Below are 22,269 nucleotides of genomic sequence, written 5' to 3' on the forward strand. Positions count from 1 at the left end.
CGCACCAAACTCACCGCAGTAAATACCCACACTTATCGATTGTCTTCTTGTTAAAGAGCGTTTGCTGCTTGGTCATTCGCGCTTTGCTGCGCTAACAACGAGGTGCGAATTATACAGAGCTATTTTACGTTGTCAACTATATTTCTTGTTTATTTAACATTGACGTCTTATTTTTAACATTAATCCTGTGATACATACCAACATCAACAAACCTAAAACAAACATATCAGCCGTCACCGAATAGTTCGCTATCCCGCTATAGCCACTCACCAGTACCAACATCGTTATATTTTCAAACAGGTTTTGTATTGCCAGTGCATGCCCTGCACCTACGGTTACATGCCCTCGCTGTTGCAGTAACGCATTCAATGGAACTACGAACAATCCACCCGCCACCCCCAGCAATACCAGCAGTAGCGCAACGCCATATATAGCATGCTGCAACGACAGCAGCATAATAATAGGTCCTATAAACAATCCAACTACAAACACCTTATTTACGTTATCTAAGGTAACGAATTTTGCTGCAATAATGGCACCTATAACGATACCTATAGATAGCACCCCCATTAAATTTGCAGGTGTTTGGTTATCCATTATTCCCAGTGCCAACGGCACCCAAATAAACAACATCAAACGTAATGTTGCACCACTTCCCCAAAACAAACTTGTCCCTAACAAGCTTACAAGTGCTTGTGGATCCTTTATCAATTTCATCAATGAATTGAGAAATTCGGTAATTAGTTTATGCATCCGCCATTGCTGCATTTCATGTTCGGCTACAATTTTAGGAATAAATAAATTGAGTACTGCTGCTAGAACATAAATCCCAACCACACTGAGTAAAGCCAATCGTACGGACTGGTCGGCCAGCCAACCCCCTAGCACTACACCTAACAATATTGCGGCAATAGTTGAGCCTTCCAGCCAGCTATTAGCCCTTACTAACTTATCCACATGAAAAAATTGCGTCAATATGCCATATTTTGCCGGCGAATAAAGAGTCGCCCCAATACCTACTATTACGTATGAAACCACTGGCGATACCTGCGCAACAACCAGCAACGTACCCACAAGTTTGACTGTGTTACCAACCAGCATTACCCTGCCTTTAGGGTAAGCATCCGCAAGCGCACCCACAAAAGGTGCCAACACAATAAACGGCACTACAAATCCAATTTGCAGCCAACTAATATGCTGAGCCTGCCCGGCTGATTTCATTGAGGCTATCAATGCTATTAACAAAGCATTATCAGCCAACGCCGACAAAAATTGTGCTGTTAATAATGCAAACATCGGTCTGGATTTCAATTCCAGATTCAAATTAGCCATGCTCACACCCCTGCCCCCATTTGTTTGAGCGTCACATAATCTACTTTGCCTGTACCCAACAACGGCAAAGCTTCAATGATGATAATTTTACGCGGCACGGCTATATCTGATTGACCAAGGACTCTGGCTGACTGTTGCAAATGCTCACGTGTTAATGCCACATCCGTGGTGTATAACAAAATGGCCTCACCACGCTGCGCATCAGGTTGCGAAGTAGCTGCATGCTGCTTTGCGGGCGACGCTTCATTAGCTATCCGCTCAACCACTTCCAAAGAGACCATTTCACCCGCAATTTTGGCAAAGCGTTTTACGCGCCCCAGAATATGAATAAACCCTTGTTCATCGCGATAAACAATATCACCTGTTTCATACCATCCGACTCCTAATTCTGATTGCGGCGGCTCAAGCTGACCCGGGTGTTCTACACGCAAATAACCAGACATCATATTCGGACCATGCACATAAAGCATTCCACCATGCTCAATTCCAGGCACAGGCAGGATACGCGCATCTATTCCCGGCAATAACTGCCCAACTGTCCCTTTTCTGAAAGCCATTGGCGTATTAACCGCCAATACAGGTGCCGTTTCGGTTGCGCCATAACCTTCCAGTATTCTGATACCAAATTTCTCAAACCATACCTCTCGCACGGCGTCACTCACCTTCTCCGCCCCTGCAACGACGTAGCGAAGTCGATAAAAATCATAGGGATGCGCAAACTTGGCGTAATTACCCAGAAAAGTACCAGTGCCAAACAAAATCGTGCAACTTTTATCGTATATCACCTCTGGAATGATGCGGTAATGCAGAGGAGTGGGGTAAAGAAACACATTCATCCCAGTCAAAATCGGCAGCAGCGTCCCACCTGTTAGCCCAAACGAATGGAACATAGGCAACGCATTAAACACTTTGTCGGTAGGCTGCATATCGATTACAGCTCTAACCTGCGCTACATTTGATAACAACGCCCGATGCGACAACACCACGCCTTTTGGCTTACCTTCCGAACCCGAGGTAAACAACACTACAGCGGGATCTTCCGGATTTCCGTGCGATAAAATCTGATTGGGAAAATAAGTCGCGGCCATCACCCATAACTTATCTGGCCAAGTCATAGCAGCCTTGATATCTTCCAGATATAGAAATTGCACCTGCGGCAATTCCTGCACCACTGTAACTAAATTCGCCTTTTCCAGAAACAACCGTGAAGTCAACACCAGCTTTATATCCGCAGCTTTAAATGCACTCGCCATACCATCACGGCCTGCCGTATGATTAATCATCGCAGCCACCCGGCCACACGCAGAGAGACCAAACACCGCCGCAACCGTCGGCGCCAGATTAGGCAGCAAAATACCTATGCGCTCACCCCCTTGTGTATCGCGAGATAGCACACGCCCTATTGCCATAGACAATTTAAACAAGGTACGGTAACTCATGGGGACTTGCCGCACATCCTCAAGCACTTTACGCCGTGCGCCATAGATCAACATGGTTTCACGCAATGCTTGCCATAAAGTCAATCTTGGTTGAGATTGAAATAACATTTCCTGCATAACTTGACGCAACAACTCGCCCGCCTGCTTACGACGCAATTTCGCACTAGGCAATACTGGCATAGGGATATAGGTTGATGGCTGAATGAAAATACGGATAGCAGGAAATAGGCGATGCGGATAATTACCCGTTAAACGGCTAAAATACGAGCGGGCTGGACCATCCAGCCGCACTGCAACAACTGCCGCACCCGTCTTAGCAGCAATAAATGCCGTGCCGTCATAAATCTTCATCAAACTGCCTGTCAGCGTAATTCTTCCCTCTGGAAAAATCACTACAGGCCGACCACTTTCAACCAAGCGCAAGACAGTTTTCATTGCCATCGGCTGCATAGGATTTACCGGCAAGTAATCAACCAATTTCAACAATATGCGAAATACGGGATTTTCTGCGACCCAGCTATGCACGACAAATACTGGATTAACCGGTAAAAACAAACCTAACAATAAGCCATCTAAAAATGACTCATGATTAGCCACAATCAACGTGCGCGGGTGGTTAAATGCGTTTAAATCACCTTCAACCTTGACGCGAAAAACAACACGACACAGCAGACGCAAACCATATCTCAAAGCATTTCGTAACATAGTCACCTTTACACTCTCAACAATATTAATTAGCGTCACACGCCATCAGCACCGATATAATACCGCTTAAGGAGAAAAACCATGCCCATCATTTCACTTATTGCAGCCATGAGCAAAAATCGTGTTATTGGCATTAACAATACATTGCCATGGCATTTACCCGCGGATCTACAGCATTTCAAACAACTCACACTAGGCCACCCCATCATCATGGGCCGCAAAACATTTGAGTCAATAGGTCGCGCATTACCAGGCCGTACCAATCTGATTATTTCGCGCAACAATTACTTTGCACCTGCTAACTGCGTGGTGGTCAGCAGTATTGAAGCCGCAATTGATTCATGCAAAGAACTTAATGAGATGTTTTTTATTGGCGGTGCACAAATCTATGAACAAGCCATACAAGTTGCCGATCGCCTCTATTTAACTGAGATAGCTACTGAAATAACCGGTGATGCACATTTTCCAGAAATCGATAGTGCACACTGGCTGGAAACGGATAGGCAACACCATCAGGAGCTGCCTTACGCTTATGACTTTGTGACCTACAACCGCAAATAGCAGACAATAAAAAAGGCGCATAAAGCGCCTTTTTTCAAATCACCTGGAGATTAACTCCAAGAACGATTACCGTTACCGCGGTTTCCACCACCATTGCCAGTGTTACCACCACCGTTGCCGCCGCTATTGCCACCACGGTATCCGCCAGTAGCACCTTGACCATCACGACGAGCACCTGAGTTACCTGCAGGGCGTGGCGCGCTATCACGACGCGGTGCAGCTGGTGCTGAAGTTGAATTACCCCAGCTATTACCGTTTACTGCTGGTGCTGCAGCGCGATCGGCACCACGATCATTGCCGCGATTGGCAAAACCATTGTCACGATTTGCATAGCCATTGTCACGACCAGCAAAACCACTGTCGCGGCTAGGCGCACCGCCATCACGATTAGCAAAACCGTTTTGACCACGATCACCGTCACTACGCTGATTGTTGTTACCGTAGCCACTGCTACGACGCTGTTCACCATAACCACCGCCACCACCTGCTGGACGACCACCGCGACCTGCCCCATTGCTAGGACGGCCACCGCTTGGCGCACTACCAGTACGTGGCTTAAGCTTAGGCTCAAGACCATCAATCACCTGTGCAGGAATCAGTTGACCAGTAAAGCGCTCAATACGCTTCAATTGCATAGAATCACGTGGGCTCGCCAAGGAAACCGCAATACCTGACGCACCAGCACGACCAGTACGACCAATACGGTGTACATAATCTTCTGGGTTCTTAGGCAAATCATAGTTGATAACGTGAGTAATACCAGGCACATCCAGACCACGCGCGGCCACATCAGTAGCCACTAGCAGACGAATCGAACCATGACGCATTTGCGTAATAGTACGGTTACGCGCACCTTGATGCATATCACCGTGCAACGCAGCCACTTTATGACCTGCTGCTTGCAAGTCATCAGCCAAACTATCAGCATCACGCTTGGTAGCGGTGAAAATAATTGCTTGATTGATGTCTGTGTCATTCACCAAGTGGGTCAGAACACGATTTTTATGTGACAAATCGTCTACATAATGCATGTGCTGAGTAATGTTTTCATGACGCGCTTGCTGATGAGCCACTTCGATACGCTTAGGTGATTTCAACAACTGTGTAGCCAGACGTGCGATATTGCCTTCGAATGTTGCAGAGAACATTACGGTTTGACGAGTAGCAGGTGTCGCCATGGCGATACGCTCTACGTCATCGAAGAAGCCCATATCCAACATACGATCAGCTTCGTCCAGAATCAACAATTCCAAACGTGAGAAATCAATACGACCGCGTTCAATATGGTCAATCAAACGACCCGGTGTTGCTACCAGCACTTCATATGGCTGTGACAACATTTTGTTTTGTACTGGGTAAGGCATACCACCCAATACGCTAACTACTTTAACGCGGCGCAGATGTGAACCGTATTTTTGCGCAGCAGCAGTAACTTGCAATGCCAATTCACGAGTTGGTGTTAACACCAGCACACGCGGGCCACGAGCCGAAATAGCACTAGGGGTAGATAATTTTTCTAAAGCTGGCAACATAAACGCGGCTGTTTTACCAGTACCTGTTTGTGCGGAAGCCAATAAATCGTGACCTTCCAAAATCATTGGAATTGCTTGTTCTTGGATAGGTGTTGCTTGAGTGTAGCCAGAATCTTCTAACGCTTTGATAAGAGACTCATTAAGACCGAGAGATGCAAAAGACATGGTATTTCCTTATAAAAATGCAAAGCATAGCCAACGTTGGGGAGGCTATGCTTATAAGCCATCCACTGCCGGCGCGGGAACATCGTCGCTAACCGGGGTGGAGACTGCACTTTCAGGAAATTTCAGCTGAAATGCGATAAGGTCAGGGATCGATGGCGTGTGACTCTGTAATGTAACCAATCAACACGCACCTGATTGCTATGTGAGCAACCAGAAGCCAGCATTCTACACCAAGCTCATAATTAATCAAGTAATTTTTTAATCTTCATAAATCTATCATACTTAACATGGTATAATTTTCGGTTTATTAAATCTGGAACTTCATAAATATGGCTCGCGCGCTCCGTAACATCGCCATCATCGCTCACGTCGATCATGGTAAAACCACTCTAGTCGACAAACTCCTGCAACAATCAGGTACGTTTGCCGCGCACCAATCCGTGACCGAACGCGTCATGGATAGCAACGATCTGGAAAAAGAACGCGGCATTACTATTACTGCTAAAAATACCGCCCTCGAATACGAAGGCAACCACATCAACATCGTTGATACTCCAGGCCACGCCGATTTCGGTGGTGAAGTTGAGCGCGTATTATCCATGGTTGACGGCGTATTGTTGCTAATCGATGCTGTTGATGGCCCTATGCCACAAACTCGATTCGTTACCCGTAAAGCTCTGGCATTGGGTTTAAAGCCTATCGTTGTGGTAAACAAAGTTGACCGCCCAGGCGCGCGTCCTGACTTTGCTGTTAACGCAACATTCGATTTGTTCGACAAACTGGGTGCAACTGAAGAGCAACTGGATTTTCCAGTGGTTTACGCTTCTGCACTAAATGGCTTCGCGATGATGGACATGAGCGAAACCAGCGACAACATGCGCGCATTGTTCGAAACTATCCTGAGCCACGTACCACCTCCTCCTGGTGATGCTGAAGCACCGCTACAGTTGCAAATTACCGCTCTGGATTACTCCAGTTTCGTTGGTCGCATTGGTATTGGTCGTATCAGCAATGGCCGTATCAAACCAGGCCAAAGCGTGGTTGTTATGGCGGGTCCTGATGGCACACCTAAAACAGGTCGTATCAACCAGGTTCTGGGTTTCCAGGGTCTGAACCGCGTTCTTGTTGACGAAGCTGAAGCAGGCGATATCGTTATCATTAACGGTATCGAAGACATCGGCATTGGCGTAACCATTTGCGACAAAGAAAATCCGCAGCCTTTAGAAATGCTCAAGGTGGATGAACCTACCCTGACCATGACTTTCCAGGTCAACAGCTCACCATTGGCCGGCACTGAAGGAAAGTTCGTTTCCAGCCGTCAGATTCGTGAACGCCTGAATAAAGAATTGCTCACCAACGTCGCGCTAAAAGTTGAAGACACTGACGACGCAGATACCTTCCTGGTTTCTGGTCGCGGCGAATTACACTTGACCATTCTGCTGGAAAATATGCGTCGCGAAGGTTTTGAAATCGCGGTTTCCAAGCCTCGCGTAGTATTCAAGGAAATCGATGGCGCAAAATGCGAACCATATGAAGCCTTGACTATCGACGTTGAAGAAGTCAACCAGGGCGCGATCATGGAAGAACTTGGTCGTCGCCGTGGTGATTTGCAAGACATGTCACCTGACGGTCAAGGTCGTGTACGTTTAGAGTACCTGATCCCAGCCCGCGGCTTGATTGGTTTCCAATCAGAATTCATGACGCTGACTCGTGGTACAGGCATCATGGCGCACGTATTTGATGATTACGGCCCGATGAAAGCTGACATGCCTACCCGTCGTAACGGCGTTCTGATTTCACAAGAGCAAGGCGATGCAGTTGCTTATGCATTGTGGAAACTGGAAGATCGCGGTCGTATGTTTGTCTCCCCAGGCGACAAACTGTACGAAGGTATCATCATTGGTATTCATAGCCGCGACAATGACTTAGTGGTTAATCCAATCAAGGGTAAACAACTGACCAACGTTCGCGCATCAGGTACGGATGAAGCAGTTCGCCTCACACCTGCGATGAAAATGACACTGGAATCAGCTGTTGAATTTATCGAAGATGATGAGCTGGTAGAAATCACCCCTATCTCTATTCGTATCCGCAAACGCTATTTGACTGAAAACGAACGCAAACGCAATCGTTAATATTTAGGTAGCGCAATAGAGGTGGAATCGCTGACGCGGCTCCACCTTTTGCGTTTATACATATTGGGCTTAACGCTTTATTTAGTCAGCTTTTCATGCTATTTTTAGCAAAATTTTTTACTTAAAAACTGGAGTATTAACATGGCAATTGAACGCACATTATCTATTATCAAACCTGACGCAGTCGCTAAAAATGTAATCGGTCAAATCTATCAGCGTTTTGAAGGCGCTGGCTTGAAAGTGATTGCTGCACGCATGATGCATTTGTCACGCGCTGAAGCTGAAGGTTTTTACGCAGTGCACAAAGAACGTCCATTCTTCAAAGACCTGGTTGATTTCATGATCTCTGGTCCAGTTATGGTACAAGCATTGCAAGGCGAAAACGCTATGCAAGTTAACCGCGACCTGATGGGCGCTACCGATCCTAAAAAAGCAGACAAAGGCACTATCCGTGCTGATTTTGCTGACAGCATAGACGCTAATGCAGTGCACGGTTCTGATTCAGTTGAGAATGCAGCTATCGAAATCGCTTACTTCTTCCCAGCTTTAAACGTTTACGCACGTTAATTTTACATGCCCGTCAATCTGCTCGATTACGACCTGCCTGGCCTGACCAGTTATTTTGCCGAACTCGGCGAAAAGCCGTTTCGTGCCAAGCAAGTGCTACGTTGGCTGCACCACTACGGCGCAGCAAACTTTGAGCAGATGACGGACTTAGCAAAATCTCTCCGCACCAAACTAAATGAAGTTGCCAGCATCGTTCCGCCACAAATGATGGCAGAACAGGCATCCGTTGATGGCACACGTAAGTGGCTGCTGGATGTTGGCAGCATGAATGGTGTGGAGACCGTATTTATTCCCGATGATGGACGTGGCACATTGTGCATCTCGTCACAAGTCGGGTGCGCGCTTGAATGCACTTTCTGCTCTACAGGCAGACAAGGCTTCAATCGCAATCTAAGCGTGGCCGAAATTATCGGTCAGCTCTGGTGGGCTAATCGCGCTTTAGGTCACGACCCTAAAGGCGACCGCACCATCACCAACGTCGTCATGATGGGTATGGGCGAACCCTTGGCTAACTACGCCAACGTGGTCACCGCACTTAATCTTATGCTCGACGATAACGCCTATGGTTTATCACGCCGCCGCGTCACCGTCAGCACCTCAGGTCTGGTTCCCGCTATGGACAGACTGCGCGAAGACTGCCCGGTCGCGCTCGCAGTTTCACTTCATGCCCCCAATGATAAACTGCGTGACGAAATCGTCCCTATCAACAAAAAATACCCACTAGCTGAACTCATGGCAGCTTGCCAACGATACCTGGAAAAAGCGCCTAGAGACTTTGTCACCTTCGAATACGTCTTGCTCGATGGCATTAACGACCAGCCTGTTCATGCGCATCAATTAGTACAACTGGTCAAAGATGTACCGTGCAAATTCAACCTCATTCCTTTTAACCCGTTCCCTAATTCGGGTTATTTGTGTTCCAAAACGGATGCTATCCGTCGTTTCCGTGATATTTTGATACAAGCAGGTCACATCGTCACCACACGCAAAACACGTGGCGACGACATCGACGCAGCGTGTGGTCAACTCGCTGGACAAGTTCAAGACAAAACCAAACGCACTTTACGACGTATCGAGGTGAATCAATGAACAAAATTTTCGTCCTTTTAATACTGAGCAGCCTGATGTTATTCAACAGCATTGCACACGCTGATGATGACCAACTTACTAAAGAGCAAAGACGGGCACGTATTCATACAGAACTAGGTGCCGCTTATTTCAATCGAGGCCAGTTTGCTGTTGCATTGGATGAATTGCGGGAAGCATTAACTTCAGATAACCACTATGCCACCACATATAGCATCATGGGCCTGGTTTACATGGAACTGAAAGAAGAAAAATCAGCAGAGGATAACTTCCGTCGAGCACTGGATTTAGCGCCAAATGATTCCGATATACGCAATAATTATGGCTGGTATTTGTGCACTCGTAAACGCTATGACGAATCCGTAGTGCAATTCAATACCGCATTAGGCAATCCACTTTACAGCACGCCAGAACGCGCGATGACCAATGCAGGTATCTGTTCACTGCAAGCTGGAAAAACTGAACAGGCTGAAGGGTATCTGGAAAAATCACTCAAATTACAACCTAATCAGGCACAAGCTCTGACTAAATTAAGTGAGATTTACTTTCAGCAAGGCCGCTATTTTGAAGCTAAAACGCTAATTGACCGCTTTATCACAAATAACAATCCCACAGCAGAAGTCTTGTGGTTAGGTGTGCGTGTCGCACGCAAGCAAAACAACAAAGACGCTGAAGCCAGCTTTGCACAGCAATTACGCGGAATGTTCGCAGACGCGCCTGAAACCCAATTATTACTTCAGGGGAAATTTGAGTAATGCATCAGGATGAAGCATCTATAGATACCCTTACTGTCGGTGAACAACTTTCTCATGCGCGTGCGGCAATGCAGCTAAGCATCGAGGATATTGCACAACATCTTAAGCTATCTCCATTACAAATTACGCGCCTGGAGAACAATGATTTTGCCACACTAGGCGCCGTATTCAGTCGCGGCTTTGTAAGGTTGTACGCGCGTCATGTGGGATTAAATGCAGATGAACTTGTTGCAGCTATGGCAGGCAATTTGCATCGAAATAAAGAATCATTGAGTGTACACAATGAAGAAATCCCTCTTGGCAAAGGGTTATCAAAATATTGGCTAATCCTCTTTGTTATGGCGATTATCCTGGTGCTGGGTGTACCACTGGCAATCTACTACTGGCTATCCAGCTCCGCAACTATCACGCCCGCTTCAAAGCCGCCCGTGATTGTGCCACATCCTGTTGCCCCGGCAGTCAATAAAGTTTTAGCCCCGACAGCATTACCACCCGCTGCGCCAGCCGCAGAAAAGAAAGATGCAACAACAGAAAATGACACAGCAGTTGAGCCTGTTACCGATGCCAATACAGGACGCATGTCTTTTAAATTCGACGCTGATTCGTGGGTTGAAATTCGTGATGGCAGCAATCATACTGTGCTATCGCATTTATATCGCGCTGGTGAAACCGCTGAAATTTCAGGTACACCACCGTTGTCGCTAGTTATCGGCAATGCTGCACAGGTCAGTTTGCAATATAACGATCAACCCGTTGATTTAAAACCCTATACAGGCGTAACTGTCGCCAAAGTCACTTTAAAATAGATACCATGTTTAATACTAAACTTCCACGCCATACCACCCGCAAAGTTTGGGTAGGCAACATTGCCATCGGTGGTGATGCGCCAGTCGTTGTGCAATCCATGACCAACACGGATACAGCTGACATAGCAGGTACAACCGAGCAAACTTATGCACTATGGCGTGCAGGCTCAGAAATGGTACGCATCACTGTTAACACTCTGGAAGCAGCTCAAGCCGTGCCGCATATCCGTGATGCATTGGCGAAAATGGGCTGCGATGTGCCGCTCATAGGTGACTTCCATTTTAACGGTCACAAGCTACTTACCAGTGTGCCTGAATGCGCTGAGGCATTGGCAAAATACCGCATAAATCCGGGCAACGTCGGCAAAGGCAGCAAACGCGACGAACAGTATGCCGCCATGATAGAAACAGCCTGTCGCTACAACAAACCTGTACGCATAGGCGTCAACTGGGGAAGTCTGGATCAGGCACACTTGGCACGGATGATGGACGAAAACGCCCAGCGTGCACAGCCATTTGAACCTGAATGGGTAATGCGCGAAGCGCTGATTACGTCCGCGCTGGAATCTGCACAAAAAGCCGAAGAAATTGGCTTACCGCGCGACAAAATCATCTTGTCATGCAAACTGTCAGGCGTACAGGATTTAATCAGCACTTACCGCGAACTCGCATCACGTTCTGATTATCCTTTGCATTTGGGCTTAACCGAAGCTGGCATGGGTTCCAAAGGCATAGTCGCTTCTACCGCTGCATTATCCGTGCTGCTGCAGGAAGGTATAGGCGACACCATCCGTATCTCTCTCACCCCTGCACCTGGTGGTGACCGTAGCCAGGAAGTCATTGTTGCACAGGAAATATTACAAACTATGGGCTTGCGTTCATTTACACCTATGGTTGTGGCATGCCCTGGTTGTGGACGCACCACCAGCACCGTATTTCAGCATTTAGCCCAGGACATACAACGCTATTTACGCGACCAGATGCCGACCTGGCGTAATCAGTATCCTGGCGTTGAAGCCATGCATGTTGCCGTCATGGGTTGCGTGGTCAACGGTCCTGGCGAATCCAAGCATGCCAACATCGGCATTAGCCTGCCAGGCACAGGTGAGGTTCCTGTTGCGCCGGTATATGTCGATGGACAAAAAACTGTGACCCTCAAAGGTGAACATATTGCTGAAGAATTCCAGGCGATAGTTGAGGATTACGTTCACAGCCACTATGGCGCAAATGCCCCTGCAATAACCAACAAAACTATTCCCATACACAGTATTTAAGCATGAGCCAAACCATACAAGCCATACGCGGGATGAACGACATCCTGCCTGATATCACGCCCCGCTGGCAACATTTCGAGCATATCGTTGCCGACTGGCTTGCCGCTTACGGTTACCGTGAAATTCGCACCCCGATTGTTGAGCAGACCAGCTTATTCAAACGTGCGATCGGCGAAGTGACTGATATCGTCGAAAAAGAAATGTACTCATTTGAAGATGCGCTAAATGGCGAACATTTGTCACTACGTCCAGAAGGTACCGCTGCCTGCGTACGTGCAGTTATACAGCACAACTTAATCTACAACGCCCCGCAACGCTTATGGTATGCAGGCCCGATGTTCCGCCATGAACGCCCGCAAAAAGGCCGCTACCGCCAGTTTCATCAAGTCGGTGTAGAGTCACTCGGTTTTGCCGACGCGGACATGGATGCTGAACACATCATCATGACAGCGGACTTATGGAAGCGCTTAGGTTTATCCAACATCAGATTAGAAATCAACACGCTGGGAGACGCCGCCGCACGTACACGTCACCGTTCCCGACTAATCAGTTATCTGGAAGCACATGCTGATCAGCTGGATGAAGATGCTAAGCGACGTTTACACACCAATCCGCTACGCATACTCGACACCAAAAATCCTGCTATGCAAGCATTAGTCGATGCTGCACCAAGGCTCTATGATGACCTGGATGAAGCCGCTTTGGCACATTTTGAACAAGTGCAAATCCTGCTCCGTGCGCACAATATCGAATTCAATATCAATCCTCGCCTGGTGCGCGGACTGGATTACTATAATTACACCGTCTTTGAATGGATAACCGACCAGCTCGGGACGCAAGGTACTGTATGTGCAGGTGGTCGCTATGACAGTTTGATTGAACAAATTGGTGGTAAACCCGCACCTGCATGTGGTTATGCCATGGGTATAGAACGCCTGTTAGCACTGATTGAAGCCAATGACATTCCTGCTCCCTCGGCTAAACTTGATGCCTATATCGTGCATCAAGGTGAAGCTGCCAATGTATATGCATGGCAAGTCGCGACTGAATTACGCGCTGCAGGATTAAATATAGTCTTGCACTGTGGTGGCGGCAGCTTCAAGTCACAAATGAAAAAAGCCGATGCCAGCGGTGCAGCGTTTGCCTGTATCATAGGCGACGACGAAGCCGAACAGGCACAAATCAGCTTAAAATCCCTACGCAATGCTGCAGAACAAGTTAGCTGCACCCCAGCACAAGCCATTAGCCTATTAACCGCAAGGAATTAACATGTCACTCGACTTGGAAGAACAAGAAAAACTGGATGAACTCAAGGATGCGTGGAAACGCTATGGCAACTTCATCGTTGGCGCGCTCAGCATAGCAGCAATCAGCTACGCTGGATGGCAGTGGTGGCATCACACCCAGCAACAAAAAAATGCAGAAGCAGCCGCGTTATATGGCGCATTACAAACAGCCCAGAAATCTCAACAAACCAAAATCGTTACTGATAGCGCTAAAACACTGACAGAAAAATATGGTAGCACTGCCTATGCAGCACGCGCAGCGCTGATTGCTGCTGCCAGTAACGTTCAAGCGCAAGACAATAAGACTGCAAAAGTCGAATTACAGTGGATACTCGATAATAGTAAAGAAGATGCCATTAAATCCGTTGCTGCCTTACATCTGGCACAAATCCTTTATGATGAAAACGATTTGAATGGCGCCCTCGCCCTGCTCAATGCTGCACATGATGAATCTTATGCAGATTTATACAATGACCTCAAAGGCGACATACTCGCAGCGCAAAACAAACAAGCCGACGCACGTGCCGCCTATAAAATCGCTTTAGAAAAACTGTCAGCCGACAGTCCTTATCGTCAAGTAATCACCATTAAACTCAACGCTGTTGCAGGAGTATCAATGCAATGAAAATTCGTTTAAGTATACTTAGCCTTGCCGTAGTCACCAGCCTCAGTGGATGTGCTGGCGTGACCAGACACCTCAACCCGATGAACTGGTTTGGCAGTAGTAGCACGCCAGTAGAAAAACCTGCTGCGCTTGTAGACTTCAAACCCAGCGCAACCATCAAAACCAGCTGGCAGACCAGCACAGGCGAGAGCAAACAAATTGAATTTGCACCTGCAATCGCGCTTGATGCTATTTATACCGCCAATATCAAAGGTCAATTAACGCGTCTTAACCCCACCACGGGCAAAATAGACTGGCAAATTGATACGGGCACGCCACTCAGCGCAGGTGTCGGAGCAAATATTGACAATGAATATGTTGGCACACCCAGAGGCGACGTTATTGCCTATGATGACAAAGGTAAAAAGCGTTGGACTACGCACTTATCCAGCACAGTACTCGGCGTGCCCAAAGCCGCTGAAGGTATTGTCGTAGTACGTACTGAAGACGGCCATATATACGGTTTGAATGCCGATGATGGCGTGCAAAAATGGATGTATCAGCGCTTGTTACCCGCGTTAATTCTGCGTAGCCAAGCCAGCTTGTTAGTTACCAAAGGTGCCATATTCGCTGGTTACCCAGGTGGCAAATTGGTCGCATTGGCACTGGATACCGGTAATGTAGGCTGGGAAGCCAACGTTGCTCAACCACGTGGCGCATCTGAAATTGAACGCGTCACCGATGTTACCAGCACCCCAGTTATCGACGACAAACAAGTTTGTGCCGTTGCCTATCAAGGTCGGGTTGCCTGCTTTGAAATTCGCACAGGCAATTTATTGTGGGCCAAAGAAATGTCCAGCACCGCAGGTTTAACCATGGACACGGATAACCTCTACATTAGCGACAGTAAAGGCGATGTTGTTGCTCTGGAGAAAACCCACGGCGTCAGCGTATGGAAGCAAACTCAATTGAAGAACCGCCACCTGACAGCACCACGTCGCATAGGTAATTACCTGGCTGTGGGTGATATGGAAGGTTATATCCATTTATTGGCACTGGATGACGGTCATATGGTAGCCAGAACCAGTACTGACGGCTCCGCCATCATCAGCCAGCCACAAGATAAAAGCGACAATATCGTCGTGCAAACAGCCAAGGGTAGTATTTACACCCTGACTGTTCAATAAGCGGGCAGAACACGCCCGTTTATTTAGTTTTTTAAGGTTAACATGAAACCCACTATCGTACTCGTCGGTCGTCCTAACGTCGGCAAATCAACTTTATTCAATCGTCTCACCAAAACTCGTGATGCGATTGTTGCTGACATTCCAGGTCTCACCCGCGATCGCCATTATGGTCATGGCAAAGTCGGTAGCAAACCTTACCTCGTCGTTGATACCGGTGGTTTTGAGCCTGTAGTCAAAGACGGCATCATGCACGAAATGGCGAAACAAACCCTGCAAGCCATCGATGAAGCCGATGTAATTCTGTTCATGGTCGACGTGCGCACAGGCTGTACTGCGCAAGACAAAATTATCGCTGACCGCTTGCGCCGTTGCAGCTGCCCTGTGCATCTGGTCGTCAACAAAGCCGAAGGCATGCGCCGTGAAGTGGTCACTGCCGAATTCCATGAACTCGCCCTTGGTGAGCCTATGGCAATTTCCGCCAGCCACGGCGAAGGTGTTACTGACCTCGTAGAAATCGCACTGGAACATATTCCTGATGCGACAGAGGAAGAGGAAACCAAACATCCACGCATCGCACTTATTGGTCGTCCTAATGCAGGAAAATCGACATTGGTAAACAGCTTTCTCGGTGAAGAACGCGTTATCGCATTTGACCAGCCAGGTACAACTCGCGACAGTATTCATATCGATTTTGAACGTAACGGCAAACCCTACACCCTGATTGACACTGCAGGCGTACGCCGCCGTGGCAAGGTGTTTGAAGCAATAGAAAAATTCTCCGTCATCAAGACTTTACAAGCCATCGACGACTGTAATGTAGTTATATTGGTGCTGGACGCGCAAGCCGACATTTCCGACCAGGATGCCCACCTCGCAGGCTTTATCCTCGATGCAGGACGTGCGCTGGTTGTTGCCGTCAACAAATGGGATGGCATGAGCGATTATCAACGCGACAATATCAAACGCGAAATTGGTCGCAAACTGCAGTTTTTGGAATTTGCTAAATTCCATTACATTTCTGCGCTCAAGGGTACAGGACTAAATCCACTTTTGGTCTCAGTTGATGCCGCGTACGCAGCAGCAATGGCGAAACTGTCTACACCGCAACTCACCCGTATCCTTATCGATGCTGTTGCCGCGCACCAGCCGCCCAAAACTGGCCCATTCCGCCCGAAACCACGCTATGCTCACCAAGGCGGCATGAATCCACCGCTCATCGTTGTTCACGGTAGTGCACTGGATAAAATCAGCGACAGCTATAAACGCTATCTGGAAAAAACTTTTGTACAAGCATTCAAGCTACAAGGCACACCGCTGAAGGTACAGTTTAACGTCGGCCATAATCCATTTGCCGATAAAAAACCTGCTCCACTCACCCCTGCAGAAGAAAAAGCTGCCCATCGCAAACGTCGTACCGGTCGCAAACTCTACGGCAAACAGCGTAAAAAAGATTAACATTTGCACGGTGCTTTGCGATTACAATGGTTCATCTAATAAGCTAATTGATATTTAATGGACACAGCTACAGTTTGGTTTGTAATCGCAAGCATACTCATTATTTTTGAACTGTTCACCGGCACGTTCTACCTGCTGATATTTGGTTGTGCCGCACTCGCAGCAGCAGGAATTGCCTTTACTGGCTTAGACCTGATCGCACAATACATTACCGCAGCACTTATCGCCAGCAGTGGTGTTTTGTGGTTACGTAATCGCCCCAAATCCCAGAACAGTAGTACTAACAACCTCGATCAGAACCAGACCGTAGAAATCATCAGCTGGCTCAGCGATACCAACGCACGCGTGCGTTATCGCGGCACTGAATGGGATGCCACACTGGTTGCCAATGCCAGCAACACCGACACCCATTACCTCATCCACGAAACACTAGGCAATACCCTGATTATCAAACCCATAAAATAAAAGGAGCTCACCATGGAATTTGCTTTATTCCTGCTATTTGTCGCCGTCGTTTTTGCTGCCAGCGCCATCAAAATCGTGCCGCAACAGAATTCCTGGGTCATAGAACGGCTGGGACGCTACCATGCCAGCCTGCAACCCGGCCTGAATATCGTCGTTCCTTTCGTTGACCGTGTCGCCTACAAACATCTGCTCAAAGAAGTCCCGCTAGATGTACAACCGCAGGTTTGTATCACCAAAGACAACACGCAGGTGCAAATCGACGGCGTCATCTTCTATCAGGTCACCGACCCACGTCTGGCCAGCTATGGCACAGCCAATTTCCAGCTCGCCATCGTGCAACTGGCACAAACCAGCCTGCGTTCAGAATGTGGTAAACGTGAGCTGGACAGGCTGCTGGAAGAACGCAACGACATCAATCGTGCCGTCATCGCCGCTCTGGACGAAGCCAGTCCAAACTGGGGTGTTAAAGTATTGCGCTACGAAATCAAAGACATCACCCCACCCGATGCGGTATTGCGCTCCATGCAAACACAAATCACCGCCGAACGCGAAAAACGTGCACTGGTTGCCCAATCTGAAGGTAAGCGTCAGGAAGAAATCAACCTCGCCGAAGGCGCCATGACCGCCGCTATCCGTGAATCCGAAGGACAAAAACAAGCCGCCATCAACAACGCGCAAGGCCAGGCTCAAGCCATCATGCTCACCGCTACCGCCACAGCAGAAGCCATCCGCAAAGTCGCCGCCGCCCTCAGCGAACCAGGAGGCATGGAAGCCGTCAACCTCAAAGTGGCGGAGCAATACGTCGCCGCCTTCGGCAACATCGCCAAACAGGGCAACACCCTGATCATCCCTGGTGATTTATCCAACATGGGCAGTCTGGTTGCCAGTGCGATGGAGATTGTGAAGCAGAAAAAGTAACACTTTAACTAAACAGATGGGGCGCGTCATACCCTTTCTATAACTATCAGTTTCCCAACTGCAACACCTTTGCCAGGCCAACATTGTTATTAAGCATGTTACGTGTCAGGGTTTTGGCTTCAGTCACCTGTGCGGCGGTAAGTTGCTTACCCAGTTTTTCTCGACTATCCGCAGCCTGATGTGCGGGTGCCGCCTCGATCATGGCTGCTGCATTGTATAGTGCATAAGCTATTACTATATTTTGTGGAATTTGCTCGCCTTGTTCATATAAGCCGGCCAGACTCATGAAGGCAGGCATATTGCCCTGATCTGCCGATTTGACGTAATAATCTAATCCGAGGTGAATATCTTCCGGGATACCCATGCCAAGAGCATAAATATTACCTAATTGATATTGCGCCATTGCATGACCTTGCTTAGCGGCTTGCTGGTAATAGCGTATCGCTTCCAGATAGTTAAGTTTGACACCATGCCCTTGAGCATACATTAAACCCAAACTGTATTGCGCGGGCGCATAGCCCTGCTTGGCAGACAGTTGATAGTAACGTTCAGCAAATTCATAGTCTGTCGCGACGCCTTGGGCGTGGTCGTACATATAAGCCAGCTGATATTGTGCGAGCATGTCGCCGCGGTCAGCAGCCTGCTGGAAACAACGCAACGCCAGCGGATAATCTTGTGCGCCACCCTGACCATAATATGCCATGTACCCCAAGCTGGCCTGCGCATCGCTATTACCAAGCTGGGCGGACTTTTCCAGCCATGCACGTGCAATAGCATAATCCTGCGTAACGCCCTGTCCATACGTATAAAGTGTGCCAAGATTGTATTGTGCAATGGCATTACCCTGCGTTGCCGCTTTTTCATATAGTTGAGATGCAATGGTGAAATCTTGTGGGACGCCTTGCGCATTGGCATACATATAACCAAGATTAGTCTGCGCTTGTGCATTACCTTGTTCAGCTGCCTTTTTTAGCCAACTGATCGCCGTAGGGTAGTCAGGTTTGCCCAATGTTCCATTAGCATACATGTAACCCAAGTTTTCCTGTGCCTGTGCGTACCCCTGATTAGCGGCCTGCCGGAACCATTGCGCGGCTGTATCATAATTTTGAGTGACGCCTTGTCCATTGACGTACATCAAGCCCAAGGTAAATTGGGCGACAGCCAGACCCTGATTAGCGGATCGCAACATCCACATCTGTGCCGCATCATCATCCTGCGCCAATCCCTTACCAGCACCATACATAGTGCCCAGTTTATATTGTGCGTTAGCATAACCTTGCTCAGCAGCGGCACGGTAATACTGAACTGCGCTGCTATTACTGACAGGCACACCTTTACCTGTTTCATAAAAATAACCCAAGGTATATAACGCCTGCACATTCCCTTGCTCAGCCGCTTTTTCGTACCAGCGCAACGCCGAGGCATAACTCTGCGGTACGCCTTTACCATTGGCATGCATGTATCCCAGATTGGTTTGCGCTTGTGCATCGCCTTGATCCGCGGCCCGTTGATACCACGAAATGGCATTGCTATCATTTTGCGGCAATCCTCGACCTTGTTCATACAACAAACCTAGTGCGAATTGAGCAGAAGGCATCCCTTGACTAGCTGATAGTTGCAACTGTTGTAATGCTAACTTATTACCCAATGCAGCTTGCTGTACCGTCAATGAAATATCGGTTAAGTCAGCGGCCAGGCTAGTGCTGAATACGGCGATAGTAAGCAAAAAAACTAAGTAATATTTTTTTGAGCACATTGTATCAATCCACACGATTACAACCTCAATTAAATGGCCGTTTACTCAGGCAATGAGAACAATACGGATGACTAAAACGCACAATCACAATACGTGATGATTCGAGCTTAATTTTCATGACTTTCAAATAATTATCATGTACAGTTATTACAGCAATACGGCAAATCATATATAAAAAATAATAGCACTATAAATACAGTTTTAGTCTGTACCAAACAATTACGTAAGTATTTAAATAATATTTCAGCAAAATAAAGTCACACCAAGTGACCAAAACCATTATTCAAAATAATAAACTCCAAGGGATACTCAATTGAAAGCACGCTTGCTCAGCCTCATCATTTTACTATCAACAGCAGTACACGCCTACGCCGATGATGCCCCGGATATACAGACACGCTACACACATGATTATGTAGACTACCAGCTCAATGCAGATGGCTCTCATATAGAAACCCATGATTGGGCAATGAAAATATTAAAAGAAAACGCAGTCGCTGATGCCAAAAGCACATCCATTACTTATAGCACCAGCATTCAGAAAACCGATGTCATATCGGCATACACCATCAAGGCCGACGGGCGTCGTATCGATGCACCAAAATCCAATTATCAACTCGAGACCAATAGCGGTAAAGATCATGACGCACCAGTTTTTTCCGACTTGGCAACACTCACAGTCGTTTTCCCAGATGTTGCTACGGGTGACACAGTCGGTCTGGTATACAAAATTACGCAAACCGAGGCCATGTTTCCTGGGCAATTCTCAGAAATGGCGTATTACCCCAAAAATATCGCTTACGATGATATTCGCATACGACTGGACTACCCTACCTCATTAAATTTGAATTACGAAGCACGACAAATGCAAACTGTGGAAAACAGTGAAGCCGCTGGACGCAAAACGCTAGTGTGGACATACCAGAACAAGTCACCCATCTTAAGCAAACGACGCGACTATTCAGTCTATGACGTCGAGCAAGATCCCGGATACAGCATTTCTACCTTTAAAACCTATGCTGAGATTGCCCATGCTTATGGCATTAGAGCATTACCTAAAGCGGCAGTTACTGAACGTATACAAAAACTAGCAGATGAACTGACCAAAAACCAGAAAACGCCTTCCGATCAAGCTCGCACCTTGTATGAGTGGGTCGCAACTCACATTAGTTATGCAGGTAATTGTATTGGGGTAGGTGCTGTCGTTCCGCATGATACGGGTTTTATACTCGACAATCGTATGGGCGACTGTAAAGACCACGCCACACTGCTGCAGGCGCTATTGGCTGCCAAAGGCATTGCCAGCACCCAGGCATTGATCAACTCAGGATCTACCTACAATCTACCAAAAATCCCCGTGGTATCCATGGTTAATCATGTAATTAACTACTTACCTGACCTCCATCTTTATTTGGATTCAACTTCGGATTCCACGCCTTATGGAATGCTGCCATTTAGTATAAGTGACAAGCCCACCTTGCTGACCACAGGGTATAAGGATGGCACGCGTACACCAGCCACACCGGTAGGTAGCAACAGCCAAATCATGAAAAGCCAGCTCATTATTCATTCCGATGGTAGCGTAACTGACAATTTCAGCATATCGGCAACGGGATTGTTTGCAGTCAGCAATAGAGAACGTTTCCGCCGTTTAAACAAGGATCAACAAACTGATTTGGTCAAAAACATATACAAAAGCAGTGGCTATAGTGCAAATGGTACTATCAACCTTTACGATACCGAAACATTAGCCAATCATTACCATTACCTGGTACAGATGAACTTAGATCAATTCGTACAGCGCCCGGGTAGCGGTGCATTTAATATATATCCACTCTTTATTAGCGCCGCACCTATACAGGATTTTTTACGTTCCGCCATTGCATACGAAGACAACATTCCCACAGCATGTGTGAGTGGATATAGCGAAGAAACCTATAGCTACCAATTTCCCAAGGACATGAAAATACTTGCGATACCAGACAATATCAATATCACCAACAATGCACTCAGCTACCATGCCAGTTATCGATTGCAAGGCAATACGCTTATTGTCAAACGTAGCTTAGATGACCAAACTCCTGACAATGTATGCACAGCAGAAAAGTCTAATGCGGAGAAGAAACTCGCCATCCAGGCTTGGCAAAACATGAAGGCTCAAGTGTTATACAAATAAGCTTGGAAAAGTCGCATGTCATTGATATATATGAATGACAGAGCAAAGAAGATTCACAACGATTA

The 22,269-nt window shown here is 47.4% G+C and carries 18 protein-coding genes; 14 read left to right on the forward strand and 4 right to left on the reverse strand.

Going from position 1 to position 22,269, the window contains the following annotated elements:
- Positions 1-153: 153 nt before the first annotated feature.
- Positions 154-1,332, reverse strand: coding sequence for a lysophospholipid transporter LplT (gene lplT / locus SFSGTM_RS12465; RefSeq protein WP_162085431.1), 1,179 nt, complete (start codon positions 1,330-1,332; stop codon positions 154-156).
- Positions 1,333-1,334: 2 nt separating this feature from the next.
- Complete coding sequence (aas, locus tag SFSGTM_RS12470; protein ID WP_162085432.1) at positions 1,335-3,476, reverse strand: bifunctional acyl-ACP--phospholipid O-acyltransferase/long-chain-fatty-acid--ACP ligase; 2,142 nt, start codon at positions 3,474-3,476, stop codon at positions 1,335-1,337.
- 81 nt (positions 3,477-3,557) lie between these two features.
- On the opposite strand from aas, the gene SFSGTM_RS12475 reads away from it, so the two are divergent.
- Positions 3,558-4,037: a dihydrofolate reductase gene (locus SFSGTM_RS12475; protein ID WP_162085433.1), complete on the forward strand. Its 480-nt coding sequence runs from the start codon at positions 3,558-3,560 to the stop codon at positions 4,035-4,037.
- A 50-nt stretch (positions 4,038-4,087) separates the two neighbouring features.
- Here SFSGTM_RS12475 and SFSGTM_RS12480 read toward each other — a convergent pair whose 3' ends face one another.
- Positions 4,088-5,734: a DEAD/DEAH box helicase gene (locus SFSGTM_RS12480; protein WP_162085434.1), complete on the reverse strand. Its 1,647-nt coding sequence runs from the start codon at positions 5,732-5,734 to the stop codon at positions 4,088-4,090.
- 329 nt (positions 5,735-6,063) lie between these two features.
- Between SFSGTM_RS12480 and typA the strand changes: the two genes are divergently transcribed.
- From typA to SFSGTM_RS12540, 12 genes are all read left to right on the forward strand, one after another.
- Positions 6,064-7,869: a translational GTPase TypA gene (typA, locus tag SFSGTM_RS12485; protein ID WP_162085435.1), complete on the forward strand. Its 1,806-nt coding sequence runs from the start codon at positions 6,064-6,066 to the stop codon at positions 7,867-7,869.
- A 141-nt stretch (positions 7,870-8,010) separates the two neighbouring features.
- A complete protein-coding gene (gene ndk / locus SFSGTM_RS12490) occupies positions 8,011-8,436 on the forward strand; it encodes a nucleoside-diphosphate kinase (protein ID WP_162085436.1) in 426 nt (141 codons plus the stop codon).
- Between the two features lie 6 nt (positions 8,437-8,442).
- Positions 8,443-9,525: a dual-specificity RNA methyltransferase RlmN gene (rlmN, locus tag SFSGTM_RS12495; protein WP_162085437.1), complete on the forward strand. Its 1,083-nt coding sequence runs from the start codon at positions 8,443-8,445 to the stop codon at positions 9,523-9,525.
- Positions 9,522-10,277, forward strand: a complete 756-nt coding sequence (pilW, locus tag SFSGTM_RS12500) for a type IV pilus biogenesis/stability protein PilW (RefSeq protein ID WP_162085438.1) — start codon at positions 9,522-9,524, stop codon at positions 10,275-10,277. The genes rlmN and pilW overlap by 4 nt, the downstream gene beginning before the upstream one ends.
- Positions 10,277-11,083, forward strand: coding sequence for a helix-turn-helix domain-containing protein (locus SFSGTM_RS12505; protein ID WP_162085439.1), 807 nt, complete (start codon positions 10,277-10,279; stop codon positions 11,081-11,083). Before pilW ends, SFSGTM_RS12505 begins: the two co-directional genes overlap by 1 nt.
- Before the next feature lie 5 nt (positions 11,084-11,088).
- Positions 11,089-12,357: a flavodoxin-dependent (E)-4-hydroxy-3-methylbut-2-enyl-diphosphate synthase gene (gene ispG, locus SFSGTM_RS12510; protein ID WP_162085440.1), complete on the forward strand. Its 1,269-nt coding sequence runs from the start codon at positions 11,089-11,091 to the stop codon at positions 12,355-12,357.
- A gap of 2 nt (positions 12,358-12,359) precedes the next feature.
- On the forward strand, positions 12,360-13,625 hold the full coding sequence (hisS, locus tag SFSGTM_RS12515) for a histidine--tRNA ligase (RefSeq protein ID WP_162085441.1): 1,266 nt from the start codon (positions 12,360-12,362) through the stop codon (positions 13,623-13,625).
- A 1-nt stretch (position 13,626) separates the two neighbouring features.
- Positions 13,627-14,268, forward strand: a complete 642-nt coding sequence (locus SFSGTM_RS12520) for a YfgM family protein (RefSeq protein WP_162085442.1) — start codon at positions 13,627-13,629, stop codon at positions 14,266-14,268.
- Positions 14,265-15,434 (forward strand): outer membrane protein assembly factor BamB, encoded by a 1,170-nt coding sequence (gene bamB, locus SFSGTM_RS12525; RefSeq protein ID WP_162085443.1) that lies wholly within the window; start codon positions 14,265-14,267, stop codon positions 15,432-15,434. The genes SFSGTM_RS12520 and bamB overlap by 4 nt, the downstream gene beginning before the upstream one ends.
- A 42-nt stretch (positions 15,435-15,476) precedes the next feature.
- Positions 15,477-16,889 (forward strand): ribosome biogenesis GTPase Der, encoded by a 1,413-nt coding sequence (gene der / locus SFSGTM_RS12530; protein ID WP_162085444.1) that lies wholly within the window; start codon positions 15,477-15,479, stop codon positions 16,887-16,889.
- Between the two features lie 57 nt (positions 16,890-16,946).
- Positions 16,947-17,354, forward strand: a complete 408-nt coding sequence (locus SFSGTM_RS12535; protein ID WP_162085445.1) for an NfeD family protein — start codon at positions 16,947-16,949, stop codon at positions 17,352-17,354.
- A gap of 12 nt (positions 17,355-17,366) precedes the next feature.
- Positions 17,367-18,272 carry an SPFH domain-containing protein gene (locus SFSGTM_RS12540; RefSeq protein ID WP_162085446.1) on the forward strand — a complete coding sequence of 302 codons (906 nt, stop codon included), beginning with the start codon at positions 17,367-17,369 and terminating at the stop codon, positions 18,270-18,272.
- A gap of 46 nt (positions 18,273-18,318) precedes the next feature.
- On the opposite strand, the gene SFSGTM_RS12545 is transcribed toward SFSGTM_RS12540, so the two are convergent.
- Positions 18,319-20,028 carry an SEL1-like repeat protein gene (locus tag SFSGTM_RS12545; RefSeq protein WP_162085447.1) on the reverse strand — a complete coding sequence of 570 codons (1,710 nt, stop codon included), beginning with the start codon at positions 20,026-20,028 and terminating at the stop codon, positions 18,319-18,321.
- A 313-nt stretch (positions 20,029-20,341) separates the two neighbouring features.
- Between SFSGTM_RS12545 and SFSGTM_RS12550 the strand changes: the two genes are divergently transcribed.
- On the forward strand, positions 20,342-22,204 hold the full coding sequence (locus SFSGTM_RS12550; protein WP_162085448.1) for a DUF3857 domain-containing transglutaminase family protein: 1,863 nt from the start codon (positions 20,342-20,344) through the stop codon (positions 22,202-22,204).
- Positions 22,205-22,269 lie beyond the last annotated feature (65 nt).

This window comes from Sulfuriferula nivalis (assembly GCF_009937995.1).
GTDB lineage: Bacteria > Pseudomonadota > Gammaproteobacteria > Burkholderiales > Sulfuriferulaceae > Sulfuriferula > Sulfuriferula nivalis.